Origin of the sequence: Pontibacter toksunensis (assembly GCF_042686245.1) — a bacterium.
GTDB lineage: Bacteria > Bacteroidota > Bacteroidia > Cytophagales > Hymenobacteraceae > Pontibacter > Pontibacter toksunensis.
Genome location: NZ_JBHUOX010000020.1, coordinates 1 through 15443 on the forward strand (window position 1 = coordinate 1; position 15443 = coordinate 15443).

A 15443-nucleotide genomic window follows, 5' to 3' on the forward strand; every position below is an offset into this window, starting at 1 on the left:
AAAGCATAGCGCGATGAAGGGGACTTATTCTGTTGCTCTGACTGACTTAGAGTGGCGTAACTGAGGCAAACAAGAAAGAGTTTCCTAGCCAGTTTGGGTAGGAAACTCTCTCCTCCTTTACATAACTGACGTTATATAACAAGAAAGGCTCCCCATGATGAGGAGCCTTTCTTGTTATATCTTATTAGCCAAGGATAAGTTAGCAAAAGAGGAGCTGTAGTCAATCAAACTATAGCTCCTCTTTTGCTAGTTCTTCAGTCACTTGTTAACACGGTAAAAATCAGCGATGGCAGTTCAATCATCGAAGAGATTGTTCGATAAATGAAGGCTTTGGTCTATTACAGTAAAAGAGCAGCTCTACTTGATATAGAGCTGCTCTTCTGGTTCGATAAAATTAGGTTCAGAGAACTGGCGCTTCTATTTTTTGTGCGCCAGCAGGTTTAGTTTGATGTCCACCTTTGGCAGGATGTGGTGCTCGCCCAGCGCGGGGTCAGCGGCGTAGTGCATGCCCCACTTGGTGCGGTCTATCTCAAAGCCGGCATCTATCTTCATCTGGTTGTCCTCCAGTTCTACCATAGCCGGGAAGGTAACAGCATGCCTCTGCCCCAGCATGGTAAAGTCGCCTGTTACAGCACAATTAGTCTCTCCTGAAGGAGTGGGGCTGGGCTCTACTTTCGTGATTTTGAACGAGGCGTTAGGATGCAGCGCCATATGGAAGAAGTCAGGGCTTTTCAGGTGCTCCAAAAGCACGGGCTTCATTTCTTCCGGCAGGTCAAAGTTCTGGATGGACACGATTGGGATAGTGAACGTTCCGCTTTTTATTTTACCGTCTACCACTTTAATGTCCTGGCTTTTCACTGAGAAGGAACCGTCATGGTATAGGTTTGGGCTGTGTCCCTTCCATTCCACTGTGGAGTGTTCCTCCTCCAGCGCATAGGTGCTATTGGTTACCGCTTCATCCTCGCAGCTGGATAAGCTTAAGGCTGCAGAAAGTACAAGAAGTGTAAAAAATGACTTTTTCATGGTTTTATTTTGTGAGTAGTTAATAATTAGTTTCTGAACTTAGAGCATGAGGTATCCTTCTACTTCCTGCCCGGAAATTGAATTTCTGGTTTTTTTAAATAATGTTAGTTGTTGTCTTTTTGCCTGGGCGGCTTAAGCTTCTAACTCAGTTTTCTGGCTCCTTGAGCAGAGCAGCTCTTTTCGTAGCCCAGTCGTGCAGGAAGCCCATCTGCCGTATGAGCTCTGTTATATCGCCACGCTCCGCGCTGGTTCTGCCGTAAGACTTCAGCTGTTGCTCCAGATGGGCTGCCACCTGTTCTAAAGTCAACATGACCTGCTGCCTTGTCCTCCTGGAACTGGTAAGGTAGGCTCTCACTACCTGCAGGTACCCAACCAGCACCTCTGCCGCGGCGGCATCCAGGGGAATAGCCAGATGCTTTGTTTTAAGTACTGCCTTTGAACCTTCAGCAGATCGAGCCCCTCCCTCCGCAGCCTTTTGCACGATAAGGCTGGCATTTTTAAAGAGAACAGACCGCTTCATGCTTCTGGCTGTTTTATCAATACTTCTGAATGTGCCTAAATAAAAAGCACACCATATTTCCCTGTCAGTTTAGAAGTCATTTGCTCTATGAACTCTGCAGGCGGCGGCCCTTGTGGTGGCACTACCCTCACTTCTTCGGCAGCCGGAAAACTGAACTCCAGGAAGTAATCAAGGAAATGACCGGGAGTAATCAGCGTCAGGAAACGAGCGCTTTCTGACTTAATCACGAAATGATGTGGCACCTGGCGCGGGGCAAACACAGCGTCACCTACGGCGGCATTTACCACCGTTTCGCCCACATGAAACGTCATCGCTCCTTCGAGTAAATAAAAGGTCTCGTCTTCACGGCTATGCACATGCAAAGGCGGCTCCACTCCTCTTGGCAGGGTCATGTCTACCAGGGCCATACTTCCACCGGTTTGATCAGGCGAGAGCAGCACCCTGAAAAATCCGCCCTGGTAGCTTCTGAAAGCCTCAGTGGCACTTACTTGAGTTGGTTCTTCTAATGATTCCATTTTATTGTTTTGCTTTTGTTTAACATGACAAATTTCGCATTTGCCGGAAGATTAAACTTGTAAAAAAACGACCTGCACCTTCCTTATTGAACTTACACCGATTACTAACTATAAAGAAATATAGGACTGCCCTCTGCCAGGCAGAAGTATTGACAAAATGTAACCTGGGTGAAAGCTTAGTTGATGGGAACCGCAGGAGCCTGCTTCACAAAGCACTGCCCGTGCGTGACGAACAGCTCATTTGAACTTTCAGAAAGCAGCTTGGTAGGGCTGACACCAGCTATGCTCTTGAAGTCTCTGGAGAAGTGGGACTGGTCGTAATAGCCTGCTTCGTAGGAAAGGGAGGTTAGAGAGATACCTGGGTCTGCCTCCAGAGAAGAGAAAGCACCGTTAAGCCTGATAATCTTTCCCATCTCTTTCGGTGATAATCCAATCCGCGCCCGGAACAGCCGCTCCAGCTGCCTGGTGCTGATACCGAGCTTCTGCTCCAGTCCCTTGATAGCCATGTTTCCGTTGCAGGCTTTCATCTGCTGAATCGTGTAGTCCACGTAGTCCACCAGGTCAAGCTGGGGCAGCAGGCGCCTCTCCAGGAAGCCGTTGAGTTTACCGATCCTTTCCGTATCTGAGGACGCTTCTTCTAACTGCTCCAGCAGCTCTTTGATGGCACCTCCCCATACGGCCTCCAGATCTAAGCTGGGCACATTCCGGAACTCTTCCATATTTACCGGAAGGAACCGTTGCGCGCCGGATGATTTGAACTGTATTTTGATAAGACGGGTGCGGCCAGTTAACTTCAACCATATAGGCTGCGTGAGCTGTACTACCAAAAACGCCTGGCGCGTATGCTGCATCGATTCAGTTGCTCCCTGCAGGCTATACTCATGCGGGTCCCCGTACAGGAAAAGCATGGACACTTTACCATAGGGAATCAGCCTCCACACATTAGTAAGTGCTGCCGTGTTGCGCCAATCAATATCCACAAGCATGTAGTTGTCGATGTACCTGCTCAGGGAGGGACTTGGCTTGAATATTTCAGCTTTCATAGAGATGACCAAACTATAACTTAATATTATGCAAAAATATTCCTATCCCCCAACACCCGCTTGTAAAAATGCGACATAGCCTTATAATGGCAGTAAAGCCTATAGCTGCAGGAGCAGTTTGGTAAGATCATCTGATTTCTTCTTTTGAGGATGCTAATCCTGTACGCCACACTCCTGCTTGCATGTAACTTGGAAAGCTTTATTGGCAGCATCACCTGTCTATGCACCTATTCATCAGATTCTGTTTCTTATCAACTCATCTCACGTATCGGCTTCACCTTGATTTGTGAGACGGGAAAAGTAGCCTCAATACTTGCTAAACCTCCGACGATTGATTAAAATGTACCATCTAAATTGAATATCTTATCCCATGGAACCTACTGATTTTCTGCTGAATAAGCTTATTGACCTTACATCAGGGCTTGACAAGGTCCTTCTTGGAGAATTTGCGAAAGCAATGCCCCTAAAAAAGCACTGTAAAGGAGAAGTCATAGCACCCGCGGGACGGGTGGCCAATGAGGTGTTCTTTGTTGAGAAGGGCTGCGTGAGAATGCTCTACTACCTGGAGTGTAGGGAGGTCACTGCCTCTTTCTACTTTGAAGGCAGCTTTACAGGCCCTTGTATCAGCATGATGTTTAGAACGGAAAACCAGCAGGTATTTGAGGCCTTTGAAGACTGTCAGATTCGCACTTTGAGTTTTGAAAACTACACCGCATTGCTTCAGCAGCAGCCAGAATTTTACAGGTTGCGTAGCACCATCGCTGAGAGGATAATGGCAGATCAGGAGCTGATCATTCGCTTCTTTCTAGGTCTTACGCCAAAGCAGCGCTACCAGTACCTGATGGAGAACCAGCCCGAGCTGTTTCTACGGGTTCCCCAGCATCACGTCGCCTCGATGATAGGGGTAACGGCAGTGAGTCTAAGCCGGATCAGGAAAAGAATTTCCTATTAGCCCTCTTTTCTTATCTTTTGTTAACGGATTTGTCCCTCCCCCGCTGCTATGTTTGTAGTGTAAAACAAGACTTTGCTTTGCACTAACAGAGGTTCCGCTGGGCCTCCATCCTAAAACAAACTCGGCAGCGGACGAGAGTTAAAACCAAAAAAAATGAAAAAGGGAAAAATCACGAAGGCAGATCAGGGAGACTCCTTCTCCATGATGGGACTCAAAATCGATGTGAAGCAGAATGCGGAATCCAGCAATGGCCTCATCACTGTGCTTGAGCAGACAGTAGCACCAGGTGCAGGCTCGCCCCCGCACATCTGCAGCAAGGAAGACAAGATCATCTATGTGGTTGCGGGCGATTTTGAGGTTTTACTAGGTGATGAAACACATGGCTGCACAGCAGGCGACACCATCACTATTCCACGCGGGACAAGGCACAACTTCAAGAACACAGGTCTGCAGCAAGGTAAGGTGCTCGTAACCCTCACCCCCGGCGGACATGAGAGTTTCCTACGCGACCTTAGCCATTCACTGACACAACCTGGCGCTGACAAGGGAACCATGAAGTTGATAGCCGAGAGGTACGGAGTTCTATTGGGATAAATGCTTGGTCTGTTGATTTAAGCGCAGCTTCATGTGCCTTTTTTGCTACTTATCTCAAGGGCACACAGCATGGAATGAAGTAGAATAAAGCCAATTTAGGATCATCATTCATTCTAAGTAGAAGGGAAACACTTTGCATGGTAATGGCTAAGATGGAAAGCGCATTTTTACTTAAAGATGAATCTTAGCCATGCCACTGCGATTCTTAGTCCGTATGAGGCCATAGCCAGAGCGATTACAATGAGAAGAGAATGGTAAAGATAAAAACTTCACCTCCAGAAGGCTCAATTTTAAACATCAATCACAGAAAGTTCGACTACTTTGACAGTTATCAAGGTACTCTCTGCGACGCTGACAACAACCTCACTTTGGTTGATGCAGCAAAAGCTTTTATATCAAGCAGACCAGGCTGGGTTAGAAAATTGTTTATCCTAAGAAACCTAACCGTATCCTTATTCGGACTAAAAACACCGAGAAGAACTGGCAACAGCCAAGACCAGCTTGAAAACTTCAAGTATGAAAAAGGTTATAAACTTGGACTTTTCAAGGTACATGAAAGAACGGAACACGAAATTATATTAGGAGAAGACGACAAACACCTCAACTTCAGAGCTTCTTTATTTATAGAGCGACGACACGACAACCCACAACTCAAGAACCTGATAGTTTCAACAGCTGTGGACTTTAATAATTTATTCGGTCGATTATATTTTCTAGCTGTTATGCCTTTTCACAAGTTAATTGTTCAGACAACGTTGGGAGGAGCTATTAAAGAACTAGAGAAAAGAAATGGGTTGAGCACTAATAATGTGGTGGTTAAGATAGATAACAGTCAAGTTCATAGCAGCAAGGTGATTGGTCTCTGATATTGAGAAGCAGGTTGTTCTGTGGAATTGCAATGTTCTACTGGAGGCTTTTTCAGGCAGCGACTGCCTGGTTGTACAACAAGCTTTCGTATTGGCAAGGAGTCAGGTAACCTAGCGCTGAATGCCTCCTTTTCCGGTTGTAGAAATTCTCGATGTATTCAAACACAGTCAACTTTGCCTCTGCCATGGTGGCAAACTTGTGGTGGTAAACCATCTCTGTTTTCATCGTCTTAAAGAAGCTCTCGGCCACCGCGTTGTCCCAACAGTTGCCCTTTCTGCTCAAACTCCGCAGCACCGGCATCCCTTCCAACTGCTCCTGAAAGGCGCTGCAGGCGTAAGCACGCTCCGGTCGGAGTGGAACAGGGGCCTGTTTCTCGCCGCCATCTGCCAGGCTGAAGTTGCTACCTTTGACTGGAGGCAAAACGGAGGGCAGTTTAGATAAACTGTTAAAATCAGCATCTCCTGCTTTACATAAAATTACTTATTAGCCGCTAATGTTATTCTTAACATGGCCCGCTATATTATATCTCTGGTAAACGTCACATTATTCGCAAATGCTCTGGAGCAGCGGGATGATAAGTGATATCTGTAACCTTCTCCGCATGGGTAGTAGGAGCCATAATCCTTCAAAATGCTCATAGAAGAAGCTATCAAAGTAGAATTGTAGGCTCTTTCAAACAGAAAATCAGCTGTAATTGGTCGATTTCAGATCTTTGTAGAAAGCTTTTTCTGAGCCGTCAAGGCTCAGAATGATTCAGAATGGCTACAGAATGATTCAAAATGGCATTCTATAAGCTGAAAAATAAGCCGCAGCAACATAGCAGCAACAAAAAACCAACAACCGTAGCACTAAGCGTTGCTCGGCTTAAACGGTCAAAATAGAAGACACCCCATATGCCCTATCAAAATCTTCACGTTTTATGGGAAAGGGTAGTATATAACTTCATGTCAATTCCTGGCAAAGCCATTGTCGTAGTTATAAACACCTAAAATTGATACGGAAAAAGTCGTAACTAAAATTTGCTTTGCTACGATTTTAATCGTACACTTGCTACGAGTCAAATCGTACCACTATGACTACTGATAAAAACCCAAACCTGCAGCCGACCAGTTCTGAGTTGGCCATACTTCAAATTCTGTGGCAAAGAGGGCCTTCCACTGTCCGGGATGTGCATGATTTGTTAGCGCAGGAAAAGGATATCCGCTATACCACCACTTTAAAAACAATGCAGGTAATGCATGCCCGGGGATTCGTGCAGCGGGAAATAGAAGGCCAGAATCATACGTATGAGGCGGCCGTTGCGCAGGAGGCTACCCAGACGGCACTCCTGGATACTTTCCTGCAGCGGGCATTCGGCGGCTCTGCCCTGCGCCTTGTTATGAAGGCCCTCGGCAACTATGAGGCTAGCCCCGAAGAGCTGGAACAGCTGAAAAAGGTGATTACCCAAAAGGAAAACGAAAACCAAAAAGACCATGATTGATGCTTTCTTCTCCTCGCAACTGGTAGAGGCCATTGGCTGGTCTTTGCTGCACAGCCTCTGGCAAGGCACCTTGCTGGCCGTTGTATTAGGTATCCTGCTGGTATTCCTGCGCAGGTTCAGCTCCCAGACCAGGTACCTCATCGTTGCCCTTTTTATGGCCTTGTTTGCGGTAACCATTCCCCTGAATATAATCCGCGAGTATGAGCCTGTGGTACAGGCAGAGGTTGCTGCTGTAGAGAAAGCCTATGCCGCCCCCAGCACAGCAACTCCATCATCTGTCAGGGAAAAGGTACAGGTATCTGGAAACAAGGTAGCAACAGATATCCGGAACAGGTTTGTCCTCTATTTCGAGCGGCATTTACCCTTACTGGTTACAATTTGGCTAATGGGTATTGTTGTCCTGCTCCTGCGTTACCTGGGCCAGTTGGTTTACGTGCAGCGCCTAAAAAACCATGGCGTTACGCCCTTTCCGGATAAGTGGAAAGAGATGATTTCTAAACTGGAAAAGCAGTTAAAGATTTCTAAAAAAGTAAGGTACCTGGAGTCGTTGCGCATCTCCTCCCCCATGACCATCGGCTGGCTGAAGCCTGTCGTGCTTTTCCCCATTGGCCTGGCAACCAGGCTGGGCCAAGCGGAGGTGGAAGCTATCCTGCTCCACGAGCTCGCCCACATCAAGCGCAACGATTACCTCTTCAATGTCATACAGTCGCTGACCACCATTCTGCTTTTCTATCATCCGGCCACTTACTGGATGTCCAGGCTGCTGGATGAGGAGCGGGAAAACTGCTGCGACGATTTAGTGGTTGGGCTAACCGGCCAGCAGGAAAGCTATGCAAGCACTTTAATTCATCTTCAGGAACAAAAATTTAAAACTATGAAAACAGTCCTTTCATTTACCGGAACCCCCTCTTCTTTTAGCGGGCGCATTTTAAGGTTAGTAAACAAATCTTTCCCATCAGCTAACCGCTTTCGCGAAGGCTTTGTGACGGCCCTGGTACTCATGGCCGGGTTAAGTTTCCTGGCGGTTGCCGGCGTCAATACATCTCCTGCGCCTGCTTCCATTTCAGCCATAGTTCTGGCAAGCCAGGGCGATGATGAAAAAGAGAAAGTAGACCTGTTCATCAAGGCCATTGATGACGAAGATGAGCAACTGTTTTCTTACCTGCTCAAGCAGGGTGTAAACATCAATGGAACAGGCAGTGAAGGATGGACTCCACTTGGCTTTGCCTCGGAAGAAGGTCGAACAAAATTTATAAAACTCCTGATCGACCGGGGAGTGAAAATCAATCAACCACTAAACCATGACAGGATGCCCTTGCTGGCTGCTGCAGGAGAAGGACACCTGAATGCTGCAAAGGCCTTAGTGGAAGCCGGAGCAGAAGTTGATGCAGCTTCAGAACAGGGCTCCGCTTTATCGGCAGCATCACGTGAGGGACATACGCAGGTAGTGGACTACTTGTTTACCAAAGGAGCCAAGCCTAACAGGGCAAACAAAGAGGGATGGACTGCCCTGCATTTTGCTACCGGCGAAGGACATTCAAATGTTATAAGCCAGTTGCTAAAAGCGGGATCAAACATAGAGTCACCTGTCTCGTCAGAATGGTATAACTTGAACAATGGAGCGGGCACCAGGGTGATCATGGGCAACTGGACACCGCTCATGCTGGCCGTTGAAGAAGGCCATGTGGAGGCTGCTAATGTACTTCTCAATGCCGGAGCAAATGTAGATGTGCGGGTTGCCAAAACAGTTTATGCTGTAGAGGGAGATTACAAAAATATGAAAGCAGCGCCCGGAAAATTACTCTATGAAGCTACTGGCTGGACACCTTTAATGGAAGCCGTCGAAAAAAAGAACCTGCCACTCGTTAAGTTGCTTCTCTCAAAGGGTGCAGATATGAACGCAGCAACCAAAGAAGGAAAGTCAGCCAGAAGTATTGCAAGCGAAACAGGTAACCAGGAGATTATTGAAAGTCTCAGATAAAATTACATAATAGTTATAAAATATACTTACGGTTTGGTATTCCTCTTTCATCATTAAATAAGTTATGAAACATGAAGATCTTAGTATTACTAAAACTTGTAATTTTTGTAACGATCATGCTGCTCCCGCTCAGCATGTCATATGCCCAGCCCACAGTGCTTACAAGCAGGCAGTGGCAGGAAGACCTTGCCTTTCTAGCAAAAGAAATTCCTAAAGCACACCGGGAGCCATTCCACAAAATTTCAAAGAGCAGTTTTGATAGTGCGGTGGCAGTGTTACATACTCAAATACCTTCCATGAAGGATTATGAAATAGTTGTTGGCTTCACAAAGCTGGTTGCCATGATAGGCGATGGCCATACCCGATTAACTTTACCACAAGACCAGGCTGTTGCCTACAGCCGTGCTCACACTACGACATCGCCTCCCTCTGATTCTTCATTATTCTTTAACCACCTACCAGTAAAGCTGGAGCTATTTAAGGATGGTCTGTTTATTCGTTCAGCCACTCCAGCCTATAAACACATGGTGGGAGCACAGGTACTGCAAATAGGCAACACTTCTGCTGATGCGGCTATAAAAGCAGTTCGTCCTGTAGTACATTATGACAATGAGATGGGCTTTAAGCTGCTTGCTCCTACTTTCCTGGTAGTTCCTGAATTCCTGGCATCGCTAAACATCGCGAATGATAGCAAAAAAGTTAAATTTCAGGTAAAAACCCGACAAGGCAAAGTAGAAAATATAACCTTGACCCCTGTTCCTTTATTTAATGCCCCAGCCTTCACAGACGCTTATGATGTTCTAAAAACGTCAAAGCCGCTGAGCCAGCGTGATAAGAAATCTAAGTTCTGGATGGAGTATTTACCTGATACAAAAACCCTTTATGTGCAGGTTAATGAAGTGAATAATAAAGAAGATGAGACAATGGCTGAGTTTATGGGTAAAATGGAAAAAGCGATCACGGCTCATTCAGTTGGTCGTTTGGTACTAGACCTGCGCTACAACCCAGGTGGTAATAATACAATAGGCCGCTCCATTGTACTGGTCCTTGCCCGCAATGAACATATAAATCAACCTGGACGCCTGTACACACTTATTGGACCTGAGACCTTTTCGGCGGCACAAGTGCTGGCAAACGATCTGGAATACTATACAAACACCCTCTTTGCAGGAGAGCCTTCCGGTTCTTCACCAAGCCATTATGGGGATTCCAGAAAGATGTACCTCCCGAATAGCAATTTAACAATCAGGGCATCCTCCATTTACTGGAGAGACTGGAATGGAAACGAAAAAAGACCCTGGACAGCTCCACACATACCTGTAAGTTATACTTCAGATGATTACCTGAAGGGCCGTGACCCGGCTTTAGAGACTGTATTAAAGCTGCCTCTATCCGATAATGTAGGGGCCGTGATGCAACAGGTTTATGAACAAAATGGATTTATGCCAGCCGCCTGGGTGTACACACGCTTTGCATGGGACTCCCGCGCCAACCATTCTACTGTAGAAGCTGTTGAAAAAGCATTTGGCGATTACCTGTTAAAGCAGAATAAAGGAGAAGAAGCTGTTATATGGTATAACAGCATGGGCATCCAGAGAAAAGGAACTTTATGGCCTTATCTTGGCCTGGCACAGGCCTACCTGCTTCTTAACGATAAAGAAAAGGTGGAGTCAATACTCAAAAAAGCCATAATGCTGGAGCCTGACAACAAGCAGGCAAATGAAATGCTTAAGGCTATTAAAGAGTGAAAAAAACATCATTACTTATGGTCGGTTTAAAACCAGAGTTTGTTGGTGCATTGGAGTAGTGTTTCAAAAAGAAAAGGAAGATTTTATCCTATCCATGTAGGTTAAGCAATTGATTATGAACAATCTTCTCTGCTACCAGGTAAAGGTATGACTAGTACATCAACAATTTAATTCATAGAACTATTTAAGGTCTATAAGCTGTTGCTGTTTAAAAAGTTGAGGAGGTATAGATGAGCAAGGGGGCGCAACTGACAACAGTAGAATTGCAATGTTTTACTGGAGACTTTTTTCAGGCAGCCATAGCTTTACGGTACAGCAGGTTTTCATATAGGCAAGGAGTCCTGTAGCCAAGCGCTGAATGCCTCCTTTTCCGATTGTAGAAACTCTCGATGTATTCGAACACAGTCAACTTTGCCTCTGCCATGGTGGCGAACTTGTGGTGGTACACCATTTCTGTTTTCATCGCCAGAGAAGAAGCTCTCGGCTACTGCTTTGTCCCAGCAATTTCCTTTCCTGCTCATGCTCTGCAGCACCGGCATCCCCTCCAGCTGCTCTTTGAACTCACTGCAGGCGTAAGCACGCCCCGGTCGGAGTGAAACAAAAGGGAGTGGAACAGGGGCCTGTTTCTCACCGCCATCTGCCAGGCCGCCACCCTGGTCGCTTCCGCCTCCATGGTCTCACTCAGTGCCCTGCCCACTTCTTTCCGGTCGGCAAGGTCCAGTACCACCGTCAGGTACAACCAGCCTTCCATGTTTCTGATGTAGGTTAAATCTGACACCCACTTCTCTGCCGGCCCGCTCGGCAAAGAAGTCCCGGTTGAGGAAATTCTCGACCACTGTATATGTATGGCTGGAGTCGGTGGTCTGCACCCGGTACTTCTTCCGCACGATGCTCTGTATCCGGTGCTTCTGCATCAACCTGGCCACGCGGGGGCGCGACACGCAAACACCCTGTTCTTTGAGTTCCATGGCAATCTTGGGGGAGCCGTAGCGGCACCTGCTCTGCTCATGGGCCTGTTTAATCTGCTCCACCAGTTCCTGCTCCCTCCGCTCCCGCAGGCTTACAGGGTTTTTGAGCCAGTAATAGTAGCCACTGGCACTGACTTATAGCACTCTGCACATCTTCTCAACGGGAAACTGGTTCTGGTGCTCTTTTATGAACCTGTATACCGCCCGTATCCCCTGGAGAAGATGCTCACCGCCTTTTTTAAGATATCACGCTCCATTTGCGCCTCCTTCAGCTCCTTCTGTAGCCGCTTTATCTCCTTTTGCTCGTCTGTCAGTCCTTCCGTGCGCCGGACTGGCGAGCTGTCCTTTTGCCGCCATTTGCTCAGCCGGCCGGGATCCATGCCCAGCTCATCGGCAACCTCTTTTACAGACCCTCGCGCGTAGGAGAGGTCAATGGCCATCCGCTTGAAGTAGGCGTCAAATACTCGTCTTTCCATGATAGTCAAATTTAATAAATCTGCCTATCAAAAGCCTCCAGTCAAATGTAGCAAGTTCAGATTATATATGCCTTTGAATACCATAGCCTACCGGAAGGGACCATAAATTCAGAGATTAGGTTCTAATCGAAAATGAGCAACATGTTGAAAGCCATTATTTTAAGATAAAATTTGTCAAAGCAATTTGTAACATAAATCCAAGTAGAGAGTGAGTGGTAAACTTGCTGTGACAGCAAAGTTTACCACTCACTTTATTTTTATGAAGAAATTGAAGCGGAAATAAAAAATGTATTAATAAAGCACCGGATAAACTTGTAATCTACACTTCTGAAAATATTTGAAATGCTGGTAACTGTCCTTGGAAGCTGTACTTGTTCCTCTTACAAATGGTAAGGTCACTGTAATGCTAAAAGTGTATAATGTGAAAGGCTTTGGACCAGCTGCCTGTACAGATGTTCGGTTTGCAAAGGAGTCATGCACCAGGGAGCACAACGCAGAAAGTGCAGAATAATCTTTTGGAGGGCATCTGCTCAGGAAAAGCAAAGGAGAAGAAGCTGGTATTTAGTATAGTAACGTTGGCAGCCGAGGAAAAGGAACTTTATGGTCTATGCTGAGCTCAGGCACATATACTTAAGAAAAAGGAACTGGGATAGCAATAATAGCCCTCTTTGAAAGAAACATGGCCATTGAGACTGCTAATTAACAACTTTACCAGATTATTTGTGCCTTAAAGTTAACTTATAGACGTGTAAAGCACTTTTTCTGGGTTTATAAAGAAAATTAAATAAGTACTGTAATGTTTTGCTACCTGCGTTGTCTCTGTTATTGAATGGACTTAGAAGAGTTTAAAAGCAAAGTATTCCCTGCAAAGCAAAAGCTGTTTAGGCTAGCGGTTTCCATGCTACGTGATAGAGAAGAAGCAGAGGATACGCTGCAGGATGTATTTGTGAAGCTTTGGTCTAAGCGGCAGGAACTGAATTCCTATACCAGCATTGAAGCTTTTGCCATGACAGTAACGAAACACCTGTGCCTTAATAAGCTGAAAGCAGGTAAGCTACGGAGACAGGTAGATATAACAGGAATGGAATTAGGTTCCTCAGAGGCAAACCCTTATCAACGCTTTGAGCATACTGACAGTTTAAATAAAGTACAGGGACTCATGGAATCGTTGCCAGAGCAGCAAAAGTTCATACTGCATTTGCGCGAAATAGAAGGCTGCTCTTTTGAAGAAATTGAGCAAATAACGAATCTAACCATCAATAATATCAGGGTCATTTTAACAAGAGCCCGCAAAAGTGTACAGGATGGTTACTTAAAACTGGAAAATTATGAAGTGGGATAATATAGAAGCATTATTGCAGAAGTATTACAGGGGCGAGACAACGCTGACGGAAGAAAAGGAATTGGCATCATATTTCTGTCAGTCAAGGGAATGGCCTGATCATTTGAAGGTACATGCTGCTTTATTTCAGTATTATACTCATCAGCAAAAAGTACAGTTAGAATCTGATGAATGGCTATTGGGAAAGATTGAAGAGCTGGCGCCTGCACAAGGAAAGCAACGTTTCCTTCCACTGTCTTCAATAAATAGTTATTGGCAGGTGGCCGCTAGCATACTCCTCCTCGCTGTTACTTTTTGGGCAGGCATCCAGTTTAAACAGAACAACTCAACAGCACAAAACTCTGAAGTAGCTGCTTTGCGCCAGGAAGTCGAGGAAATGAAAAAAGTACTGCTTGTAAGCTCTACAGCCAGTGAGCGCATCAGCGTGGTGAGCCAGCAGTTTAGCGCAGACCCGAATGAAGAGCTAATTCAAGTTCTCATTCACACTATGAATAATGACTCTAATGTGAATGTGCGGCTAGCAGCAGCAGAAGCGCTTTACCAGTACAATGACAATGCAAATGTTCGTGATGCATTCATTCAATCTCTAAAGTTGCAAACTGATCCTATTATACAGATGACCCTTATTGATATGTTGGTTACGCTGAAAGAAAAAAAGGCAGTAGACCAGCTAACACAGCTGACACAACGAAAATACCTTTTACCAATAGTTAAAAGCAAAGCCCAGGAAGGTATTGACATCCTGATATAAATACAATTTTGAACGAAATATTTAATTCTATAACATGAATAAATTAATGTTACTGGCATCGCTATGCCTACTGTTAAATAGCGCTGCTCTTGCACATATATCGAATAGAGGCACCTCTGTTCAATGGAAACAGGAAAATAACGCTTCCTCTCAGAACAAGCCTCTTACCCACACCACAAAACTGGGAAATACCAAGGATAATAAGGTAATTATCACCATGTTCAACAGCAATGTAGAGGTGATAGGCCATAACTCAGATGAAGTAGTGATAGAAGCCAGAAACTATAAAGGTGCACCAGCGCGAGCTGCAGGCTTAAGACCAATCAACAACCACTTTGAAGATAATACGGGCATGGGAATCCATGTAACGAAAGAAAATAACCTGGTTAGAATAAAAGAGGCATCCAGCCGGTATGGCAAGTACACGATTAAAGTTCCGAAAAATGCTACTGTCGTAATTCAAGAAGGCTGGCAACTAAACATGTCTAATCTGGGGGAAGCTTTAAAACCGCTCTCTAACCTAGATGGAGATAAGTTGAAAAAAGAGCTGTCTATCTTGAATGAAAGCAATGCGGTTAAAATTAATAAAGAATCCCGACAGGATAGCAAAGGTACAAATAATGCAGTTGATAATGATGCAGTGGTAATTCCAAAGACTAACAGGGGCAGGGAAGAACTAACCATGTCTAACCTGGATGGTGAGATAGAACTGAAGCTAGAAAAATGGAATGCTAATCTTACCAATGTTACTGGACCGGTAGTAGCAAACGCTACTAGCAGTGACATCGTTGTTAAGTTTTCAAGCCTAAACCAGAGTGAACCCAGCACTATTTCAATTGCTACCGGCACTGTAGATATTCATCTGCCGGCCAACACAAAAGCTGACTTTAAATTGAGGACTATGCAGGGAGAAATCTACTCTGACTTTGAGATGAACATCCCGAAAGAAACAAAAAGCAACCTGCGGCGGATAACAGGTGGCAACACCATCGAAGGCAACACGAATGGGGGTGGCGTTGAGTTAAACTTATACACCATCAGCGGGGACATGTTTATCCGCAAAAGCAAATAAAATAATTCTTTACCTATAAGAATAAAGCTTATGAAAAAGATGATGATCCTGGCCTTGCTGGTGCTGGCATGTGTTGTTAACCTGCAGGCCCAACCCAAGACGGTGGAGCGA

At 45.5% G+C, this 15443-nt stretch carries 17 protein-coding genes and 1 pseudogene; 9 read left to right on the plus strand and 9 right to left on the minus strand.

The features are described from left to right. Positions 1-417 precede the first annotated feature (417 nt). From ACFS7Z_RS20665 to ACFS7Z_RS20680, 4 genes are all read right to left on the minus strand, one after another. Positions 418-1023: a YceI family protein gene (locus ACFS7Z_RS20665; protein ID WP_377488853.1), complete on the minus strand. Its 606-nt coding sequence runs from the start codon at positions 1021-1023 to the stop codon at positions 418-420. Between the two features lie 145 nt (positions 1024-1168). Beyond that, positions 1169-1543 (minus strand): hypothetical protein, encoded by a 375-nt coding sequence (locus ACFS7Z_RS20670; protein ID WP_377488856.1) that lies wholly within the window; start codon positions 1541-1543, stop codon positions 1169-1171. Positions 1544-1578: 35 nt separating this feature from the next. Further along, positions 1579-2058 (minus strand): cupin domain-containing protein, encoded by a 480-nt coding sequence (locus tag ACFS7Z_RS20675; RefSeq protein ID WP_377488859.1) that lies wholly within the window; start codon positions 2056-2058, stop codon positions 1579-1581. A 176-nt stretch (positions 2059-2234) separates the two neighbouring features. Further along, positions 2235-3101 carry a helix-turn-helix domain-containing protein gene (locus ACFS7Z_RS20680; protein ID WP_377488862.1) on the minus strand — a complete coding sequence of 289 codons (867 nt, stop codon included), beginning with the start codon at positions 3099-3101 and terminating at the stop codon, positions 2235-2237. Positions 3102-3471: 370 nt separating this feature from the next. On the opposite strand from ACFS7Z_RS20680, the gene ACFS7Z_RS20685 reads away from it, so the two are divergent. From ACFS7Z_RS20685 to ACFS7Z_RS20695, 3 genes are all read left to right on the plus strand, one after another. Then, positions 3472-4053, plus strand: a complete 582-nt coding sequence (locus tag ACFS7Z_RS20685) for a Crp/Fnr family transcriptional regulator (protein WP_377488865.1) — start codon at positions 3472-3474, stop codon at positions 4051-4053. 153 nt (positions 4054-4206) lie between these two features. Then, on the plus strand, positions 4207-4647 hold the full coding sequence (locus tag ACFS7Z_RS20690; protein WP_377488868.1) for a cupin domain-containing protein: 441 nt from the start codon (positions 4207-4209) through the stop codon (positions 4645-4647). 251 nt (positions 4648-4898) lie between these two features. Then, a complete protein-coding gene (locus ACFS7Z_RS20695) occupies positions 4899-5513 on the plus strand; it encodes a DUF2867 domain-containing protein (protein ID WP_377488871.1) in 615 nt (204 codons plus the stop codon). A gap of 52 nt (positions 5514-5565) precedes the next feature. Here the strand turns inward: ACFS7Z_RS20695 and ACFS7Z_RS20700 are convergent, their stop codons facing one another. After that, complete coding sequence (locus ACFS7Z_RS20700) at positions 5566-5934, minus strand: transposase (RefSeq protein ID WP_377488874.1); 369 nt, start codon at positions 5932-5934, stop codon at positions 5566-5568. Between the two features lie 652 nt (positions 5935-6586). Between ACFS7Z_RS20700 and ACFS7Z_RS20705 the strand changes: the two genes are divergently transcribed. The 3 genes from ACFS7Z_RS20705 to ACFS7Z_RS20715 all read left to right on the plus strand — a co-directional run bounded on the left by ACFS7Z_RS20705 (position 6587) and on the right by ACFS7Z_RS20715 (position 10723). Further along, on the plus strand, positions 6587-6994 hold the full coding sequence (locus ACFS7Z_RS20705; protein WP_377488877.1) for a BlaI/MecI/CopY family transcriptional regulator: 408 nt from the start codon (positions 6587-6589) through the stop codon (positions 6992-6994). Further along, positions 6987-8975, plus strand: coding sequence for an ankyrin repeat domain-containing protein (locus ACFS7Z_RS20710; protein ID WP_377488880.1), 1989 nt, complete (start codon positions 6987-6989; stop codon positions 8973-8975). Before ACFS7Z_RS20705 ends, ACFS7Z_RS20710 begins: the two co-directional genes overlap by 8 nt. A gap of 71 nt (positions 8976-9046) precedes the next feature. Then, positions 9047-10723 (plus strand): S41 family peptidase, encoded by a 1677-nt coding sequence (locus ACFS7Z_RS20715; RefSeq protein ID WP_377488883.1) that lies wholly within the window; start codon positions 9047-9049, stop codon positions 10721-10723. 289 nt (positions 10724-11012) lie between these two features. Here the strand turns inward: ACFS7Z_RS20715 and ACFS7Z_RS20720 are convergent, their stop codons facing one another. From ACFS7Z_RS20720 to ACFS7Z_RS20735, 4 genes and pseudogenes are all read right to left on the minus strand, one after another. Then, on the minus strand, positions 11013-11186 hold the full coding sequence (locus ACFS7Z_RS20720; RefSeq protein WP_377488886.1) for an IS3 family transposase: 174 nt from the start codon (positions 11184-11186) through the stop codon (positions 11013-11015). A 54-nt stretch (positions 11187-11240) separates the two neighbouring features. Further along, positions 11241-11528, minus strand: a complete 288-nt coding sequence (locus ACFS7Z_RS20725; protein ID WP_377488889.1) for a DDE-type integrase/transposase/recombinase — start codon at positions 11526-11528, stop codon at positions 11241-11243. A gap of 127 nt (positions 11529-11655) precedes the next feature. Next, positions 11656-11754 (minus strand): annotated as a pseudogene (locus tag ACFS7Z_RS20730) (transposase); the annotation flags it as partial. Between the two features lie 122 nt (positions 11755-11876). Beyond that, positions 11877-12167 (minus strand): transposase, encoded by a 291-nt coding sequence (locus ACFS7Z_RS20735; protein ID WP_377488892.1) that lies wholly within the window; start codon positions 12165-12167, stop codon positions 11877-11879. 829 nt (positions 12168-12996) lie between these two features. On the opposite strand from ACFS7Z_RS20735, the gene ACFS7Z_RS20740 reads away from it, so the two are divergent. The 3 genes from ACFS7Z_RS20740 to ACFS7Z_RS20750 all read left to right on the plus strand — a co-directional run bounded on the left by ACFS7Z_RS20740 (position 12997) and on the right by ACFS7Z_RS20750 (position 15332). Beyond that, positions 12997-13509: an RNA polymerase sigma factor gene (locus tag ACFS7Z_RS20740; protein WP_377488895.1), complete on the plus strand. Its 513-nt coding sequence runs from the start codon at positions 12997-12999 to the stop codon at positions 13507-13509. Next, positions 13496-14260, plus strand: coding sequence for a HEAT repeat domain-containing protein (locus ACFS7Z_RS20745; RefSeq protein WP_377488898.1), 765 nt, complete (start codon positions 13496-13498; stop codon positions 14258-14260). Before ACFS7Z_RS20740 ends, ACFS7Z_RS20745 begins: the two co-directional genes overlap by 14 nt. Before the next feature lie 217 nt (positions 14261-14477). Beyond that, on the plus strand, positions 14478-15332 hold the full coding sequence (locus ACFS7Z_RS20750; RefSeq protein WP_377488901.1) for a hypothetical protein: 855 nt from the start codon (positions 14478-14480) through the stop codon (positions 15330-15332). Positions 15333-15443 lie beyond the last annotated feature (111 nt).

Excerpts from the sequence above, each read along its gene's own strand:
- ACFS7Z_RS20665 (WP_377488853.1), bottom strand. The coding sequence starts at position 1,023 with ATGAAAAAGTCATTTTTTACACTTCTTGTACTTTCTGCAGCCTTAAGC.
- ACFS7Z_RS20720 (WP_377488886.1), bottom strand. The coding sequence starts at position 11,186 with ATGAAAACAGAAATGGTGTACCACCACAAGTTCGCCACCATGGCAGAG.
- ACFS7Z_RS20685 (WP_377488865.1), top strand. The coding sequence starts at position 3,472 with ATGGAACCTACTGATTTTCTGCTGAATAAGCTTATTGACCTTACATCA.
- ACFS7Z_RS20745 (WP_377488898.1), top strand. The coding sequence starts at position 13,496 with ATGAAGTGGGATAATATAGAAGCATTATTGCAGAAGTATTACAGGGGC.
- ACFS7Z_RS20740 (WP_377488895.1), top strand. The coding sequence starts at position 12,997 with ATGGACTTAGAAGAGTTTAAAAGCAAAGTATTCCCTGCAAAGCAAAAG.
- ACFS7Z_RS20675 (WP_377488859.1), bottom strand. The coding sequence starts at position 2,058 with ATGGAATCATTAGAAGAACCAACTCAAGTAAGTGCCACTGAGGCTTTC.
- ACFS7Z_RS20690 (WP_377488868.1), top strand. The coding sequence starts at position 4,207 with ATGAAAAAGGGAAAAATCACGAAGGCAGATCAGGGAGACTCCTTCTCC.
- ACFS7Z_RS20715 (WP_377488883.1), top strand. The coding sequence starts at position 9,047 with ATGAAGATCTTAGTATTACTAAAACTTGTAATTTTTGTAACGATCATG.
- ACFS7Z_RS20695 (WP_377488871.1), top strand. The coding sequence starts at position 4,899 with ATGGTAAAGATAAAAACTTCACCTCCAGAAGGCTCAATTTTAAACATC.
- ACFS7Z_RS20750 (WP_377488901.1), top strand. The coding sequence starts at position 14,478 with ATGTTCAACAGCAATGTAGAGGTGATAGGCCATAACTCAGATGAAGTA.
- ACFS7Z_RS20710 (WP_377488880.1), top strand. The coding sequence starts at position 6,987 with ATGATTGATGCTTTCTTCTCCTCGCAACTGGTAGAGGCCATTGGCTGG.
- ACFS7Z_RS20705 (WP_377488877.1), top strand. The coding sequence starts at position 6,587 with ATGACTACTGATAAAAACCCAAACCTGCAGCCGACCAGTTCTGAGTTG.
- ACFS7Z_RS20670 (WP_377488856.1), bottom strand. The coding sequence starts at position 1,543 with ATGAAGCGGTCTGTTCTCTTTAAAAATGCCAGCCTTATCGTGCAAAAG.
- ACFS7Z_RS20680 (WP_377488862.1), bottom strand. The coding sequence starts at position 3,101 with ATGAAAGCTGAAATATTCAAGCCAAGTCCCTCCCTGAGCAGGTACATC.
- ACFS7Z_RS20735 (WP_377488892.1), bottom strand. The coding sequence starts at position 12,167 with ATGGAAAGACGAGTATTTGACGCCTACTTCAAGCGGATGGCCATTGAC.